Origin of the sequence: Pseudoalteromonas aurantia (assembly GCF_005886875.1) — a bacterium.
Taxonomy (GTDB): domain Bacteria; phylum Pseudomonadota; class Gammaproteobacteria; order Enterobacterales; family Alteromonadaceae; genus Pseudoalteromonas; species Pseudoalteromonas aurantia_A.
Genome location: NZ_PNBY01000005.1, coordinates 1 through 15,747, shown reverse-complemented (window position 1 = coordinate 15,747; position 15,747 = coordinate 1). Strand labels below are relative to the sequence as shown.

Genomic DNA, 15,747 nt, shown 5'->3' with positions numbered 1-15,747 from the left:
AATACCTTTTTCTCACTCTCGGCGTTGCTTTCATTTGTAATAGCCCGCTATTACTGCATAAAAGCGCCTTGATATTGAGCGAAATATCATCATTGGATTGTACGTAAGTCTGTGATCGCTTTGCCTCGCACGCGCACTACACCTTGTGCAGTGACATGATCGATGTGATCTGCTAATTTATCGATTACGGTTACTTTTCCCGTATAAATTAATCTTGATGCTTGGCGGCGAGAGCACACACCTGCATGGCCTAAAAATTTAGCTAAGCGAATTGGTTTAGGCATGATGTTTCTTTCGTTGTGTTTAATGCTGTGTGATAACGGCTATATTATACCTGAGAGTGGATCAGGTTGAATTGAGTTAGTCGTGAGCAAAAAAATGTATGAACTTGTAATACGGGGTTGTTTAACTTATTGATTTGAATAATTATGAGTCACCTTTTTGATAACATAACAGGATTTTTGTGAAAAAAGCGATATTTACGCTCGCGATTGGCGATAACCCAATGTATCAAGCTGCAATCTTAAGTTTTAAGCATTATGCTGACAAAGTTGGAGCCGATTTGATTGTTTCCGACGAGTTACATTATCCAATTAATATTCATGACCCTCACTATGGTGCAAATCCGGCGTGGGCTGAAAAGCTGCGAATCGGCGAGTTACTCAAGGAGTATGACAGAGTATTATATTTAGACGCTGATATTTTAATTTCACCAAGTGCACAGGATATATTTAAACAATACACGGATCCTATGGTGATATATATGCTTAATGAAGGTGCTATATGCGATCGTCAATTTGAACGTCAGTTGATCGAAAATAAGTTGGGTCTTTTAAATTGGCCAATGCAGTGTGAGGGCGTCATTTATTATAATGTAGGGGTTATGTTAGTATCACAAGGATGCAAACTATTCGACTATGCTGATTTAGCTGGATTGCAATCAGTGTGTAATCATATTCGTTTCTATGAACAGACGTTTTTTAATTATCAAATATTTAAAAATGATCTGAAACATAAAGAGTTAGCCACAACTTATAATCGTATGGATATGTTTGGTAAAGAGGGCTATTTAGAGGCTGACTTTATTCATTATGCAGGTAAGGGCTACGCAAAAAATAGCCGACGCCGTGATATTCAGTTCTTAAAAGATTTCGCGACGCTTTATGATAATATTTTGCCAAGAGATAAAATGGAAGCGCTAAAAGCACACGCATGGCATGACTACTTAAACGTGGTATGTAAAAAGTATCCGTTGCCAAATTTTTTGATAAAACAATGCTGTCGTTGGTTTGTGCCCCATTAACTGTGAGACACAGTTTAAAACTAGGTGCTAGTTAAGCAGCTCGCTATAGCGAACACTTTCCCCAATTTTAAGTATTTTTAACGCCATATCTGGTTTTATATCGTCGAATGCCTTTTGTAGGCGACGCAGTGGTTCATTGACATGTTCATAGCCTAATAACCACGTCCCGTAACCCCAAGGTATAAATACTTTACACGCTAAATCTTGTGCCGCTTTTACCGCATCTTCGGGCGCGAAATGAATGCTACGATAGGTATAATCATAAGCAACAATCGGCATTAAACAGACATCAAAGCCGTTAAATTTGGCGTTCATATCTTTATAAATGGGACTATATCCGGTATCGCCAGCGAAAAAGATAGTATGTGCGCCATCATCAAATAGCCACGCGCCCCACAATGTTTCGTTCCAGTCATTTAAGCCACGACGAGAGAAGTGATGGGCAGGTAAAAAATGAACATTAGTTTTGCCAATGGTGGTTTGAGTATACCAGTCCATTTCTGTGATTGGACCTTGCGTGTAGTCAACGTGATCGCTGACTGACAGCGGCAGCAATAACTCTGTGCCTTGTGCAAGGGTATTAAGAGTCTCGACACTTAGATGGTCATAATGATTGTGTGAAATGACTGCGCCATCGACAAACTGTAAGTCATCACTCTGAAATGGAGCAGGGCCTAAACGTGCCATTTCGTCGTTGATTTTTCGGGCTAACCAGCCAACGGCACCATCAAATTCGCCAAAGACAGGATCTGTTAAAAACGCATCATCATGGCGCTGTTGTACTAGGAAGCTGGCATGTCCTAACCACGTGAGTGTTTGGCGTGCTTGCTCATCGATACGGGGTGTAGCGTAGAGTAAATCTTGATAATTAAAACCAGCACTTTTACTGAATCCCGTAAATGAACCAACATTGATAAAACTGGGTTCCACTGGCTTAATTTCCTCTTCTTTGAGGAATTCAATGTCATCATAAGGATGATGCGGACCCTTACCTCGGAAGGTGCTGGGGTATTGGTTGGTAAATTCCCCTTGAGGGTTTTTATTAAATACAGGGTTATTTAATGTATTAACGGGTGCTTGCTGACACCCTGTTAAAGTCATTGTGATAATGCTGAAAAATAGAGTGCTATAAGCGGTAGCATGAGTTGTTCGCATGGTCATCCTTATAAAAAGTGCCCCTGTTTTGGACCACTATAATCTACTCAAAAATAAAATATTATTGGCTACTAAGAATATGTTTAATCGCAATACTAAAGTCTCGTTGATGGCTAATACCGAGCTTAGTGAGGCGGGTGTCTTTGAGCGCACAGTTATATGGTCTTTGTGCTGTTTGACTGGGGGTGGGCTGTGGTGTTAACAACGAGCGTGGATAATTACGGTGTTCGGCAATGATACAGGCCATGTCATATTTACTCATGGCTTGGTGATTAGAAATATGAAATATGCCACCTAAACTTTCAGGCTGTTTAAGCAAGTCTTTGAGTGTTAGAGCTATGTCTTCTACATGAGTGGGGTAGCGAATAGCCCAGTGATCATGTTCTGAAGGAATAGTTTCATTAATTTGTTCTGCAATGACAGTGACGGCGGACTCTGCCAAATGGGTGACATCGCCATATAATACAGGTACGCGGATCACGGAGTGCAACTCACTGCATACTAATACGGCTTGCTCAGCTTGTTGTTTACTTTGCCCATAAAAATTCATTGGATTAGTTGCTGAATTCTCAATATAGGGGGCTTGTGTACCATCGAATACATAGTCGGTACTGATAAAAATAAGGCGAATTTTCCGGGTTTTACATTGCTGCGCTAGAAACTGTGTTGCTTGTACATTCAGAGCCAACGTTTGCTCAGGAGACTGCTCACAGACATCGGGTTTTCTTTCTGCTGCCGCGTGAATCAGTATGTCAGGCTGATGCGTGTCTAAAAATTGATAAATAGCTTCTTGGTCATTGAGATCAAGCTTTGAAATACTGTCGCTTGCGCGGCTGAAACCTGTACCAATGACTTCAAAAGTTGGCTTGAGTGTATTGACAAGCGCTCTACCTAGCATACCTGTTGCACCTGTTATCATTACTTTCTTCATTTGGTTTCCTTATATCGAGTCCATGTGGTCTTTACACATTTGCCAGACATTAATATCTGACAGATTGGAGTCTGAACCCGCCCAGTGTAACGAAAGTTTTAAAACACATTAAGCGGTGTCAGATGTGGTTTAAGTAGGCACTTGATGTAATAAAGGGTGAGGGGCATTTCTGCCCCCACACATTAAGTTACGCTAACTTTTGCTGCCCTTCCCACACTTTAGATTTGATGCTCAGCAAGGCAATAATAATACCTACCCCGATACAGAAAAGACTGATTTGTAGATAAAGGTGTGGCATTTCATCCACTTTGTTCGGGTCGAAGTTGCCAGCCAATAGCCCTGAAATAATATTACCAATCGAATAAGTTAAAACAAAGACGCCCATCATTTGGCCTGCGAAACGTTTAGGTGAGAGTTTACTTACGGCACTGAGTGCGACAGGGCTTAAACATAGTTCACCTACTGTGTGTAAGAAGTAAGTGGTGATAAGCCAATAAGGTGCGACTTTTAGACCTTGTGCTGCATACTGTGATGCCATAAACATGACTAAAAACCCGCTGGCCATAATGATTAAACCAACCGCACATTTTAAATTATAGGAAGGCGAAATCATACGTTTTGATAAGTTGATCCAAAGCGCGGCAAAGAAAGGCGATAAGATGATGATAAAGAGTGCATTGGCTGATTGGAACCATGCGGTTGGTATTGAAAAGGTGCCAATCATACGGTCCGTATAATCGCGGGCAAAGAGGTTCAATGACGACCCAGCTTGTTCAAAACCAGACCAAAAGCAAGCTGATGCAATACACACTAAAAACAGTGCCCACATCTTTTTCTGCTCATCTTCGTTCAAGTTGCCTTTAAAGTAAATCAGGCCATAGTAAACAAAAAATACTAAGGTAAAGACCACTGCGACATATTTTGCTAGTTGCACGGGTTCAAGCACTATCACGCCAAAATACGTTAACGTTGTCACGCCGGCAATCACACCAAGCGTTGCAATGATAGCCAGCCAAGCTTGTTTGGCATGGTTTGGGGCAAGTGGGTTGGCAGGTTTTTCGCCTACAGTGACAATATTGCTGAGCGTACGTTGGTACTGGATTAAGCCGATTGCCATGCCTACGGCCGCAGCGCCAAATGCATAATGCCAGCCCACATGCTCCATAAAATAGCCACAGACATAATAGCCAATCACAGAACCTAAGTTGATCCCCATATAGTAAATGGCATAACCACTGTCTCGGCGCTCATCATCAGACTTGTATAGCTGCCCGACCATAGCGCTGATATTTGGTTTGAGTAACCCAGTCCCGAGGGCAACAAAAATAAGCCCAATAAAGAAGGAGTGCGTCGACGGAATGGCCAAAATGATATGGCCGATCATGATAATGACACCGCCATACCAGACTGCTTTTTGACCACCGAGCAAACGGTCGGCTATCCAACCACCGGGTAGCCCTAGAAAGTATACCGCGCCGGTGTACAAACCGTAAATTGCGGCGGCAGAAGCGACAGTAAAGCCTAGGCCTTGCTCTTGTAAACTTGCGGTCATAAAGAGCACGAGTAAAGCACGCATACCGTAGTAGCTCATGCGCTCCCACATTTCAGTAAAAAAGAGGGTTGAGAGGCCTTTTGGGTGGCCAAAAAAGCCGGTATCTTGTGCAGACATAGGTGAAGTCCCGTTGTTATCGTTATCATTATTTGGAACCATTAGTACGTTAAATGCGCAACAAATGCAACTAAAGGCGTTATTTAAACCTAAAAAGTTGTTATTCAACTAATTGATATAATTCATAAATATTTTTTATTTCCACATGGGGCAACCCTTTGTAGGCGTATTGGCATGACTGATTATTTAGCCACACGCTGTGGCACCCTGCATTATTTGCACCTTGAACATCACTGTCTAAGCTATCACCAATATGCAAGATTTCAGATTTATCAACACTTAATATCATGGCCGCTTTATCGAAGAGTGCACTATGGGGTTTGGCTGCTCCGTCAGGCCCTGCTTTTAGCACTACATCAAACTCACCTGCTAGATTAAATTTTTCGACCTCAACGTTGCCGTTAGTGATGGCGATAAGGCGGTATTTTTTACGCAGTGTATGCAAGAGTTCAAGTACGGGTTGCTCTACGGTGATATTACTTCTGGCATGACTAAATGCGGTATACGCTTCTTGTGCATACTGCTCAGCTTGTGGCGCTGTGAATCCTAATTGTGCCATACCATAGTGCAGAGCCACGCGACGCAACTGGGTCACATCATCGATGAGTGTCGGATGCTGTTTAGCTGTTTCATTACGACAATGCGACCAAAAATTAGGGCCTTGTGCCGTCCATTGCTCGATATTGGCTAAATAAGATAGCTGTGCTTGTACAGCTGCTTTAATAATTGGATGATTGTTATATAGGGTGTCGTCGAGATCAAAACTGAGTACGCTGATACTACTAAGGGCTTTATTGAATCGCATGATGGTATTTTAAAAAGGGGGAATGACTTTATTATACTGAAAGTCTTTTAATTCGGATCGCTATTTTGCTTTTTTGAACGGGGGTGTGCTTGGTCATAGACTTTCGCTAAATGTTGAAAGTCCACATGGGTATAAACTTGTGTGGCAGATAAACTCGTGTGCCCGAGCATCTCTTGCACAGCGCGTAGATCACCGCTTGATTCTAGTAGGTGGCTGGCAAAAGAATGGCGTAATTTATGGGGATGAATAGGAGTGCTAACACCTTGTTTGATACCCCACTCTTTCATTCTTTCGCGCACATGACGAATAGAGATCCGTTGTTTTCGCTTGCTGACAAATACGGCTTGCTCTTCCGGCAAGGCCATTTGTTCTCGAATTATTAGCCATTGTGACAGTGCATCGAGTGCTTTATTACCAACGGGGATCACGCGTTCTTTATTGCCTTTACCTATAACGCGAATTTCGCCTTCACGAATATCACCTAAATTGACATTCACCAGTTCGCTTATTCGTAAACCACTTGAATACATCAGTTCCATCATGGCTTTATCGCGCAGTGCTAAGGCGTCATCCTCTTGAATATTGAGCAGTTGCCCCATTTGATCAACATCTAAGTTCTTTGGGAGTGGGCGTTGAAATTTAGGACCCTTTATCCCCTCACCAGGGTTGGCAATAGTAGCGTGTTGAATATGCTTTACTTTCAGAAATTTATATAGGCTGCGAATACAACTTAATTTTAGGTTGATGGTGCGAGGATTATACTGTTTGGCTCGTAAATGCATGCTGTAGCGACGTATTTGCTCAGCAGATACCTGTAGCCAATGAGGGCTATAGGGTTGAAAGTAATGGGCTGCTTGGCGCAATTGAGTACTGTACTGGGTTAGGGTATGTGGTGAATACTGTCGTTCATGCTTCAAATAAGCCATAAAATCATCAATAGGCGCTAACCATGCTTCAGGCAATTCAGTCGCAGCTTCAGACATGCTTTACGCCAGATCAGTCAAGCGAAGTTCGAGCGATGTAATAAACTCGTCGATGAACAAATTGTCATTGTCTGAACTGAAGTGAGCGGCTTCGTCGCTGGCAAATGCTAAAATGGCTTCTGGCTGTTGTACACTACCAATCAAATAGAGTGCCACGGAGCGTGCGTAAGGAACATGGTCCTTATGCCAAAGTAATGTGTGCTCTTGTGCTGAGAGACGGCCGAGATAACTGCTGCGTTGTGATAAACGAGAGTGAATCATGGTACTTAAGTTTTCTCGATACGGCAGTAATTCACAGGCAATAACATGAGGGCTTTGACAGAGTGTATCGGCAAGTTGTTGAGCGAGCTCAGAGAAACTATTGCAGCGCCAAAGCTGACGTTGGCATTCGCTGAACAAGCGAAAGACCCGTTCATTATCTAATGCTAAACGTGCTGTTGTGGCCAGCTGTGTTTTTAGCTGGGTGTTTTGCTCTCTCAGCAGGCGCTGTTGTTGTAATGCTAGATTAGGCAAGCCTTGACTTTGTGCGTGTAACTCAAGCTCTAGCAATACATATTGATGATGAGTAAAAAAATCAGGGTGGCGTGTTAAATAGTCACATATCTGTTGTTCATCAATAGGTAATTGCTGTTTGCTCATCGTGTTATCTCATTGGTTATTCACAGTGCGATTTGGCCGTCAAAAACATGTTCTGCTGGGCCAGTCATTTTTACAGCATGGCCTTCACCTTGCCAGCGAACCTGCAAACTGCCACCGGGTAAGTCAACTTGAACGGTATTGGCGAGTTTCTTTTGCGCAATGCCAATTGCAACGGCCGCACAGGCGCCACTACCACAGGCTAGCGTCTCTTGTGCACCGCGCTCCCATACGCGCAGCTTGATGTGCTCTTCATTGATAATTTGCATAAATCCAATGTTAGCACGTTCTGGAAAGCGTTCATGGTGCTCAAGTAGTGGGCCAAGGGTGTCTACATCCGCTGTGTTGATATCATCGACTTCAATCACACAGTGCGGGTTACCCATAGAAACTACGCCACAAAAAACAGTCTGGTCATCAGCACGCATAATGTAGGTCAGTTCTGGCTTAGTGGCTTTAAACGGAATACTGCTTGGCGCAAAGTGCGGGTTGCCCATATTAACGGTGACTTGACCATCTTTTTCTATGTATAACGTAATATTACCCGACTTAGTTGAGACTGATATTTTGTGTTTATTAGTCAGGCCTTTCATTCTCACAAAGCGGGCAAAACATCGTGCACCATTGCCACATTGCTCAACTTCAGAGCCGTCAGCATTGAAAATTCGGTAGTGAAAGTCTAACTCAGGCGAATAGGGCGCTTCAACCAACAACAATTGATCAAAACCCACCCCAAAATGTCGATTGGCGAGTTTCTTAATTTGATCGCGAGATAAAAATACGTTTTGAGTGACGTTATCAACCACCATAAAGTCATTACCCAAGCCGTGCATTTTTGAAAAATTTACAAACATAATGTCTTAAAACTACTCCTGCTAAGGCTGCCTTGCCATGATTTTTCTGTCATTGCGATATACAAATTATGGTAGTAATTGCTCACCTTGCCACAATGATTGCAATGTCTCTCTTTGTCTTACCACATAGCATTGGTCGCCATCTACCATGAGTTCAGCAGCACGAGGGCGTGAATTATAGTTAGAGCTCATTGTAAAGCCATATGCACCGGCACTTCGCTGAGCGAGTAAATCCCCCGCTTGAATGGCAAGCGGCCGATTTTTTCCTAAAAAGTCGCCCGTCTCACAGACTGGACCCACCACATCATAGTTATGTGTTGGTGTATCATCACTGCGCGGAGAGACTGCAATAATATTTTGCCATGCTTGGTAAAGAGAGGGGCGGAGCATGTCGTTCATGCCGGCATCAACAATGGCAAAGTGTTTTTCTTGGCTAGGCTTTAAATACTCGACTTGCGTTACCAAAATCCCAGCGTTGGCGGCAATCGCACGACCAGGCTCAAACACCAGTTCTAAACGGGGGTAGTTCGTTAGTTTTGCTTTTACTTCAGCAGCATAAGCACTAGGATGAGGCGGCTTTTCACTGTCATATGGCACACCCAACCCACCACCAATATCTAAGTGATGTAACTCGATACCTGCGGATTTTAGCTGTTCAATCAAAGCCAGTACTTTATCTAGCGCAGCGAGAAATGGTTCAACGTCGGTCAATTGTGAGCCGATATGAAAGTCTACACCCACTACATCTAACGCTGGCAATGCGTACGCAAGCTGATAGACATCAAAGGCTTGTTTAATATCAATACCAAACTTATTTTCTTTTAAACCCGTAGAGATATAGGGGTGTGTGTTGGCGTCTATATCAGGGTTAACGCGAATTGAGATGCGCGCTGTTTTATTCACTCTATGGGCAACTTGGCTGATCCGCTTGAGTTCGGCAACCGATTCAACATTGAAGCACTTTATATTATGCGCCAACGCAAATTCAATTTCGTCTGAGGTTTTGGCAACCCCAGAGAACACCACTTTGCTAGTATCACCACCGGCTTCGATAACTCTTGCTAATTCGCCTTTTGAGACAATATCAAAGCCAGCGCCAAGCTTTGCCAACACATTGAGTACGGCAATGTTAGAGTTCGCTTTTACTGCGTAACACACCAGATGTGGATGTCCGTCAGCGGCATCAGTAAATGCATGATAATGACGTTCAAATGTTTTTCTTGAATAGACATAACAGGGCGTACCGTATTGTTTGGCAATATCGGAGACGGCAACCTCTTCAGCAAACAGCTGTTGATCTTTATAATGGAAAAAGTCCATGCTATTGCTCCTTGTCACGCATTGGCTCAACATTTTTCAAGTTGTTGGGCTGTGCTAATTGATTTTTGGCCTCGGGGGTATTGATATCGGGGTTAGGTTGGTGTTCAGGGAGATATAACACACCACTTTGCCCGCACCCAGTTAAGGTCAGAACGCTTAATAAGACTAAAATAAACATGCTTGCTTGAGAGAGTATCGCTTTCATTAGATTAATGATGTCAGTGCCTTTATAATCGCAGAGTAACAGAATTCGTAAAAAAAGCAGCTATTGCGACTAGGTATTTTAGCTGCATCGTAAATAAATTGTGCTGAAAAAGGAAAGTGCTATGACAGATCACGAGTACCATGAACTAGCAGAAGCTTTAATGTTTACCATTGAAGATCAAATTGATGATTGTGACGCTGACTTAGATTATGAGTCTGCGTCAGGCATTTTAGAGATTTTGTTTGCCGATAAAAGTAAAATTATTATCAACAAGCAAGCGCCTCTTCATCAGGTTTGGGTAGCAACGAAGTTTAATGGGCACCATTTTGAATTACATGGTGATAAGTGGATTGATAATCGCTCTGGCGCTGAGTTTTGGCAATTTATGTGTGATGCAGCGACGCGTCAGGCGGGCACTGAAATTAAATGGAAGCACGATTAATGTTACCTTTTGTAGAATATGCAGCTCGTGGTGAGCATAAAGCCAGTATTATTTGGTTACATGGTCTGGGTGATTCGGGTGACGGATTTTTACCGATTGCACCAGAGTTAAAGTTACCGGATGAATTGGGCGTCAGATTCGTTTTCCCACACGCGCCTGAACAACCGGTCACCATAAATGGTGGTATGGTTATGCGTTCTTGGTACGACATTAAATCAATGGATGCACAGAGCCGCGCTGATGAGCAAGGTGTGAGAGAATCTGCTGAGAAAGTTCAGCAGCTCATTGATGCTGAAATCGCAAAAGGGATAGCGCCTGAAAAAATTATTTTAGCCGGTTTTTCGCAAGGTGGTGTTATCTCTTTACATTTAGCACCACGATTACCGGTAAAATTAGCCGGTGTTATGGCGTTATCGACTTATATGTGTGCGCCTGTTAAGTTAGCTACTGAGGCCGTACAACATAAATTAAATATTTTTATGGCCCATGGTAATCAAGATCCGGTAGTACCCATGGCGTTAGGCCGTTTGGCTTACGACACATTACGTGAGCAAGGGTATGATATTAGTTGGCAGGATTACCCGATGGCGCATCAAGTATGCCATGAAGAGTTAACGGCGATCCGTCAATGGTTAATCGCCACATTATCTTAATTGAGGAACTGCAGCAATGACACAACGGATAGTCATCAAAACGGCCGTGACTAAAACGGCACCTACCGTTCAAACGGTAAGTTATCAATGGCATTGGCGGCGTATTTTTGCGGTCTCGAGCGTTGTGTTGTTGTCTGTGGCAGGTGTTACATATGGTTTAACAAATGCTGTAAATGCCGATGAAATACAGACTGAAGCGCTCGCTGATACGCACAGCGATATGCCCGTTGTAACAGAGCCCGCAGATGAAGGTGTGTCACCTGAGGGGCTAACATTACAGTCAAACTTAAACAGGGGTAATGAACTGGTGACGGGGGCGGTTGAAAGCCAACACAGAGATAGCACCGTTGCCTCAAGTGTATCGGTGCCAGCTTCAGAAGATGTTGTCAACGTTGAACCTGTTAAAAACATTGAAGATTCGCCAGTTGTGGTCAATGAAGACACTGAGCAAGAGGATGTTCAAGATGCGAAGCAGGACATAATCCCCGGTGTGAGTGAAACGGTTTTCTCAGAATCAGCACAAGTCGCAAATGTCGCACTGGGTGCAAAAATAGATACCAATGTGGTCAGTCGTGCGGTGTTGACTACAGGCATTGAACAGCGCGAGCCGGTTGACGTTTTAAAAGACAATTTGAAGCGTACTCAGTTTTCAGAAAAGCTGTACTTTTTTACCGAAATTAAAAACCTACAAGGCAAAATAATTCATCATTTATGGTTTCATCAAGACCAGTTAATGGCTGAAATTCCTTTGACGGTTGGGGCAGTCAGATATCGCACATATTCGAGTAAAAATATTATGCCAAGTCAGACTGGGCAATGGCGTGTTGAAGTTGTTACTCAGCAAGGGCAGTTATTAGCCCAAAAATCTTTTCGTATTATTCCAGATGCTCAATAAGAGCAGAGTTAAGGCAAATCATGATTGAACAAACAAATATCCTGCGTATTGCAACCAGAAAAAGTGCATTGGCTATGTGGCAAGCTGAGTTTGTCAAAGCACGGTTAGAGCATTTTCATCCTAGCTTAACTGTTGAGTTGGTGCCCATGTCTACGCAAGGCGATATTATTTTAGATACCCCTTTGGCAAAAATTGGTGGCAAAGGCTTGTTTGTTAAAGAACTTGAGCAAGCTATGATGGATGGACGTGCAGATATTGCAGTGCACTCTATGAAAGATGTTCCGGTTGATTTTCCTGAAGGTTTAGCATTGCATACCATTTGTGAGCGTGAAGACCCACGAGATGCCTTTGTGTCTAATCAATACAACACATTAGATGAGCTCCCTCAGGGTGCTGTTGTTGGCACCTCAAGCTTACGCCGCCAGTGCCAAATTCGCGCATTACGCCCAGACTTACAAATAAAAGATCTTCGAGGTAATGTGAATACCCGTTTGGCAAAACTTGATAACGGTGAGTACGATGCCATTATTTTGGCCGCTGCAGGGTTATTACGACTGGCCATGCCGGAGCGTATTGCTGCCTATATTGAACCTGAAATGTCTTTACCTGCGAATGGCCAAGGTGCTGTTGGCATTGAGTGCCGCATCGATGATGTGCGTGTACAAGCGTTACTCACACCGTTAGAGCACACAGCAACTCGTATTCGTGTCAATGCAGAACGTGCCATGAACCGCCGCCTAGAAGGGGGGTGTCAGGTGCCTATTGGCGCATATGCAGAGGTTGAGGGCGATACGGTGCATTTACGCGGGTTGGTGGGTGCGGTTGATGGCAGTGAAATTTTGCATGCCCAATCGAGTGGACCTGTAGAGCAGGCAGAACAAATCGGTATTGCGTTAGCTGAACAATTATTAGCGCAAGGCGCTGATAAGATTTTAGCTGAGGTATATAGAGACGCTTAATATGGCTATTGCGATTACTCGACCTGAAGGAAAAGGCGAGCAGCTAGCCGAGCTGCTGATAGCTCAACAAATAGATATTGTAAAAACGCCCGTCCTTGAGCTGGAAATGTTGCCGGTCAATAACACTCAGTTGTCGCCGATAGATGATGCGGATGTGATCATCTTTATATCGCAAGATGCTGTGAAAGGGTTAGCTACACACTTACCCCAATTACCGTCAACCGCAACCTTGGTTGCTGTTGGCGAGCAAACCGCAAAGGTCATCGATAAAGTCTATGCTCGCGAGGCCCAAACGCCCGTGCAGCAAGATTCTGAAGGAGTGTTAGCGCTTCCTCAATTACAGTCTATCGCTGATAAACAGGTTGTAATAGTGAAAGGCGAAGGGGGTCGCACATTATTGGCAAAAACCCTAAAAGCGCGTGGTGCATTATTAAATCAATGCCTTGTTTATAGACGAACCCCAGTGTTGGCACCATCAGATACCTGGTTAGACCACTGGCGAGAAGCCAAGATTGACGGTATAGTCATAACCAGTAACGCGGCAATCAACGCTATATTTAATACCACCAATAAAGTGTTGTTGGCTTGGCTGAATCAATGTCATTTTTACTTGGTGAGTCAGCGTAGTGCCGATCATTTGATGCTACAACATCAGGTAGCATCTTCCCATATTACAGTTGCTTCAGGGCCGAATGATGAGGCCATTTTTAAGTGTATTATGCCTGAACAAACACAGCAAGGTAGCCAAATGAGTGAACTACAGAATCAGCAAAACGAAACACATGCGGTAGAAAGTAAACCTGTAAAACAGAAAATCAGTAAAGTGGGTGTATTGGCTTTATTGGTTGCTTTAGCTGGTGGTACCGCAACAGCCGGCTTAATTATTCATGGTCAGCAGATCAGCGATAAAACCTACCTTGCGCTTGCGCAACTACAACAGCAAAATAGCCAACTTAGTGAACAATTAAGTACCACTCGTGAGCAGCTAGTTCAATTGCAAAATCAGCAAAAGCAAGTTGATATGCAAATAGAGTCTCGTTTAGCAGCGCAGGCTCAGCAATTTGATACGCAGTTGCAGGCGGCGTTGAGCTCAGCCCAACAACAAGTCAGTGGTGCACTCAGCAGTGAGGTGCTGTACTTACAAAGGATGGCACAATTTAAGGCCTCAGCGGAACAAGACTTTCAGGGCAGCATTGCGGTACTGCAAAGATTAAGTGAGGTATTGCAGCATGAGCCAAACACCACTGGCGTATTGAGCGCAATCGCCCAAGATATTGCATTGTTGAATGCACAGATCAAGCCGCACCTGGAATCTAGATATTTACAGTTACATGGTTTACTCGCACAAGTACCTGAGCTTGAGCTGCAAACTGTGCGCTTACCAGAGCAAACAGCAGCGCCTACGGCACAATTGTCTAGTGATGTCAGTGACTGGCAAGCCAATTTATTACGCACATGGAAAAATTTGGTAGACGACTTTATAACGATTCGTCATCGTGAAGTTGCTGTGATTGACCCACTACTTGATAAACAAGAGCAGCAATTATTGAAAGCGCAGCTACGAAGTCACTTGTCACAAGCTCAGAGTGCTTTGATGGACAAGCAAGCCAGTGTCTTTTTTAGTGCTTTATCGAGTGCTCAACAAACGTTAACAAGCTATTTTAAAATGGATTCTGCAGCAGTACAGGCCATGCATGACGAATTAGTACTGATGCAAGGCCAATCATTGGCGTTTAATCAAACTGTTCAGTTACGCTCAGCTAAAGCGGTACATGGGTGGTTAAAATGATCCGAGTGATATTAATAATTATCGCCATTGCGATTGCCATGGCAGCAGGGCATTTATTAATTGACGAAAAGGGTTATGTGCTCATAGCGTATAACGATGTGACCATTGAAGCCACGATAGTTGCAATGGCCATTATGTTTTTCATGCTAACGATTGGCCTATGGCTTGTCGTAAAGGCGATCAAGTTTTTCTGGCGACTTTATCGTAAATCAACGGGGCACTTTGGTCATAAGCGTGCAATGAAAGCCTCTCAGGCTTGGCAGCAGGCGCTATGGGCGACTCTTAATGATGATAACGAGCAAGTACAAATGGCGTTTAAGAAGCAGGATGCGCCTAGTCAGTGGCAAGATTATCAATATGCGTTGCTGGCGAAGTCCGCTTTACAGCAAGGCAAGCAGGCAACTGCGGTACAGCACCTAAGCGCCATGTCAGAAGAAGCACAAAGTAAAGTGCCTAAACTCTGGCTACAGGCTGACAAAGGTGCGCAAGCTTTGGTGTTACTGGAAACGCCGATGCAGCAGAAAAAACCACAATCAACCGAGATAACGACCTACCTTGAGGGCCTATTGGTAGCGCAAAAATATGTTGAATTGATAAAAACATTGAACGACAAACACAAGCAAGTGACTTGGTCTGCGGAGTATTGGCAGCGTTTCTTTACGCGTTTTTTTATGCAAAACCAACCTGATGGGCAAGCGTATTATGAGCAGCTACCTAAAGCACTGAAAGTGTATGCGCAGCAGCCTTATTTACAATCAATGGCGGCGAGTGGGCAAATTAAACAGGTACAGCCTGCATTACTAAAATGGTTAAAAAAAGGGCTGTATCACGATGTATCAGCAGTGATAAGTGCTGCGACTGAAGGTGATTTACAATTAACCCGTGCGATACAGGCCCAGCTGAAAAAACAGCCAGACAATGCGGACTTATTAGCGTGTTTAGCATGTATGGCGCATGTGGATGAGGACTTTGAACTGGCGGCTAAAATTTTTGATAACATAAATAAAAGCGATTGGCATACTGGTTGGACAAGTATAGCGTTACGCAGCTACGAACAGACCCAGCAGTATCAAAAGGCCTATGAATTGGCGACTCTCAAATAAATACTTAGAAAAAGCCAGCGAATACGCTTAATGCCGATCAGATAA

At 43.6% G+C, this 15,747-nt stretch carries 17 protein-coding genes; 7 read left to right on the top strand and 10 right to left on the bottom strand.

Features of this window, described 5'->3' with window-relative positions; genetic code table 11:
* Positions 1 to 89: 89 nt before the first annotated feature.
* Positions 90 to 284 carry a hypothetical protein gene (locus CWC18_RS00285; protein ID WP_432760749.1) on the bottom strand — a complete coding sequence of 65 codons (195 nt, stop codon included), beginning with the start codon at positions 282 to 284 and terminating at the stop codon, positions 90 to 92.
* A gap of 179 nt (positions 285 to 463) precedes the next feature.
* Between CWC18_RS00285 and CWC18_RS00280 the strand changes: the two genes are divergently transcribed.
* Positions 464 to 1,303: a glycosyltransferase gene (locus CWC18_RS00280; RefSeq protein ID WP_138674448.1), complete on the top strand. Its 840-nt coding sequence runs from the start codon at positions 464 to 466 to the stop codon at positions 1,301 to 1,303.
* A gap of 27 nt (positions 1,304 to 1,330) precedes the next feature.
* Here the strand turns inward: CWC18_RS00280 and CWC18_RS00275 are convergent, their stop codons facing one another.
* The 9 genes from CWC18_RS00275 to lptM all read right to left on the bottom strand — a co-directional run bounded on the left by CWC18_RS00275 (position 1,331) and on the right by lptM (position 9,861).
* Positions 1,331 to 2,458, bottom strand: coding sequence for an MBL fold metallo-hydrolase (locus CWC18_RS00275; protein WP_138674447.1), 1,128 nt, complete (start codon positions 2,456 to 2,458; stop codon positions 1,331 to 1,333).
* 61 nt (positions 2,459 to 2,519) lie between these two features.
* Positions 2,520 to 3,389 (bottom strand): dTDP-4-dehydrorhamnose reductase family protein, encoded by an 870-nt coding sequence (locus tag CWC18_RS00270; protein WP_138674446.1) that lies wholly within the window; start codon positions 3,387 to 3,389, stop codon positions 2,520 to 2,522.
* A 187-nt stretch (positions 3,390 to 3,576) separates the two neighbouring features.
* Complete coding sequence (locus CWC18_RS00265) at positions 3,577 to 5,058, bottom strand: peptide MFS transporter (protein ID WP_138674445.1); 1,482 nt, start codon at positions 5,056 to 5,058, stop codon at positions 3,577 to 3,579.
* Between the two features lie 100 nt (positions 5,059 to 5,158).
* Positions 5,159 to 5,866, bottom strand: coding sequence for an HAD-IA family hydrolase (locus tag CWC18_RS00260; RefSeq protein ID WP_138674444.1), 708 nt, complete (start codon positions 5,864 to 5,866; stop codon positions 5,159 to 5,161).
* 44 nt (positions 5,867 to 5,910) lie between these two features.
* Entirely contained in the window at positions 5,911 to 6,846 is a 936-nt protein-coding gene (gene xerC, locus CWC18_RS00255) for a tyrosine recombinase XerC (protein ID WP_138674443.1), read from the bottom strand.
* A gap of 3 nt (positions 6,847 to 6,849) precedes the next feature.
* Positions 6,850 to 7,485 carry a DUF484 family protein gene (locus CWC18_RS00250; RefSeq protein WP_138674442.1) on the bottom strand — a complete coding sequence of 212 codons (636 nt, stop codon included), beginning with the start codon at positions 7,483 to 7,485 and terminating at the stop codon, positions 6,850 to 6,852.
* A gap of 20 nt (positions 7,486 to 7,505) precedes the next feature.
* Positions 7,506 to 8,336, bottom strand: a complete 831-nt coding sequence (gene dapF / locus CWC18_RS00245; RefSeq protein WP_138674441.1) for a diaminopimelate epimerase — start codon at positions 8,334 to 8,336, stop codon at positions 7,506 to 7,508.
* Positions 8,337 to 8,402: 66 nt separating this feature from the next.
* Positions 8,403 to 9,656 carry a diaminopimelate decarboxylase gene (gene lysA / locus CWC18_RS00240; RefSeq protein WP_138674440.1) on the bottom strand — a complete coding sequence of 418 codons (1,254 nt, stop codon included), beginning with the start codon at positions 9,654 to 9,656 and terminating at the stop codon, positions 8,403 to 8,405.
* 1 nt (position 9,657) lies between these two features.
* The gene (lptM, locus tag CWC18_RS00235; protein ID WP_138674439.1) at positions 9,658 to 9,861 is read right to left on the bottom strand and encodes an LPS translocon maturation chaperone LptM; all 204 of its coding nucleotides are present in this window, start codon (positions 9,859 to 9,861) and stop codon (positions 9,658 to 9,660) included.
* Positions 9,862 to 9,982: 121 nt separating this feature from the next.
* Here lptM and cyaY point away from each other — a divergent pair, with 121 nt between their 5' ends.
* From cyaY to CWC18_RS00205, 6 genes are read left to right on the top strand one after another with little or no spacing between them, the layout of a single operon-like run.
* Entirely contained in the window at positions 9,983 to 10,303 is a 321-nt protein-coding gene (gene cyaY, locus CWC18_RS00230; protein ID WP_010366970.1) for an iron donor protein CyaY, read from the top strand.
* Positions 10,303 to 10,956 carry an alpha/beta hydrolase gene (locus CWC18_RS00225; RefSeq protein ID WP_138591461.1) on the top strand — a complete coding sequence of 218 codons (654 nt, stop codon included), beginning with the start codon at positions 10,303 to 10,305 and terminating at the stop codon, positions 10,954 to 10,956. Before cyaY ends, CWC18_RS00225 begins: the two co-directional genes overlap by 1 nt.
* Positions 10,957 to 10,972: 16 nt before the next feature.
* The gene (locus tag CWC18_RS00220) at positions 10,973 to 11,851 is read left to right on the top strand and encodes a DUF2914 domain-containing protein (protein WP_138591440.1); all 879 of its coding nucleotides are present in this window, start codon (positions 10,973 to 10,975) and stop codon (positions 11,849 to 11,851) included.
* 20 nt (positions 11,852 to 11,871) lie between these two features.
* Positions 11,872 to 12,810, top strand: a complete 939-nt coding sequence (hemC, locus tag CWC18_RS00215; RefSeq protein ID WP_138591441.1) for a hydroxymethylbilane synthase — start codon at positions 11,872 to 11,874, stop codon at positions 12,808 to 12,810.
* A gap of 1 nt (position 12,811) precedes the next feature.
* Entirely contained in the window at positions 12,812 to 14,599 is a 1,788-nt protein-coding gene (locus CWC18_RS00210; RefSeq protein ID WP_138674438.1) for a uroporphyrinogen-III C-methyltransferase, read from the top strand.
* On the top strand, positions 14,596 to 15,702 hold the full coding sequence (locus CWC18_RS00205; RefSeq protein WP_138674437.1) for a heme biosynthesis HemY N-terminal domain-containing protein: 1,107 nt from the start codon (positions 14,596 to 14,598) through the stop codon (positions 15,700 to 15,702). Before CWC18_RS00210 ends, CWC18_RS00205 begins: the two co-directional genes overlap by 4 nt.
* Positions 15,703 to 15,747: the final 45 nt, after the last annotated feature.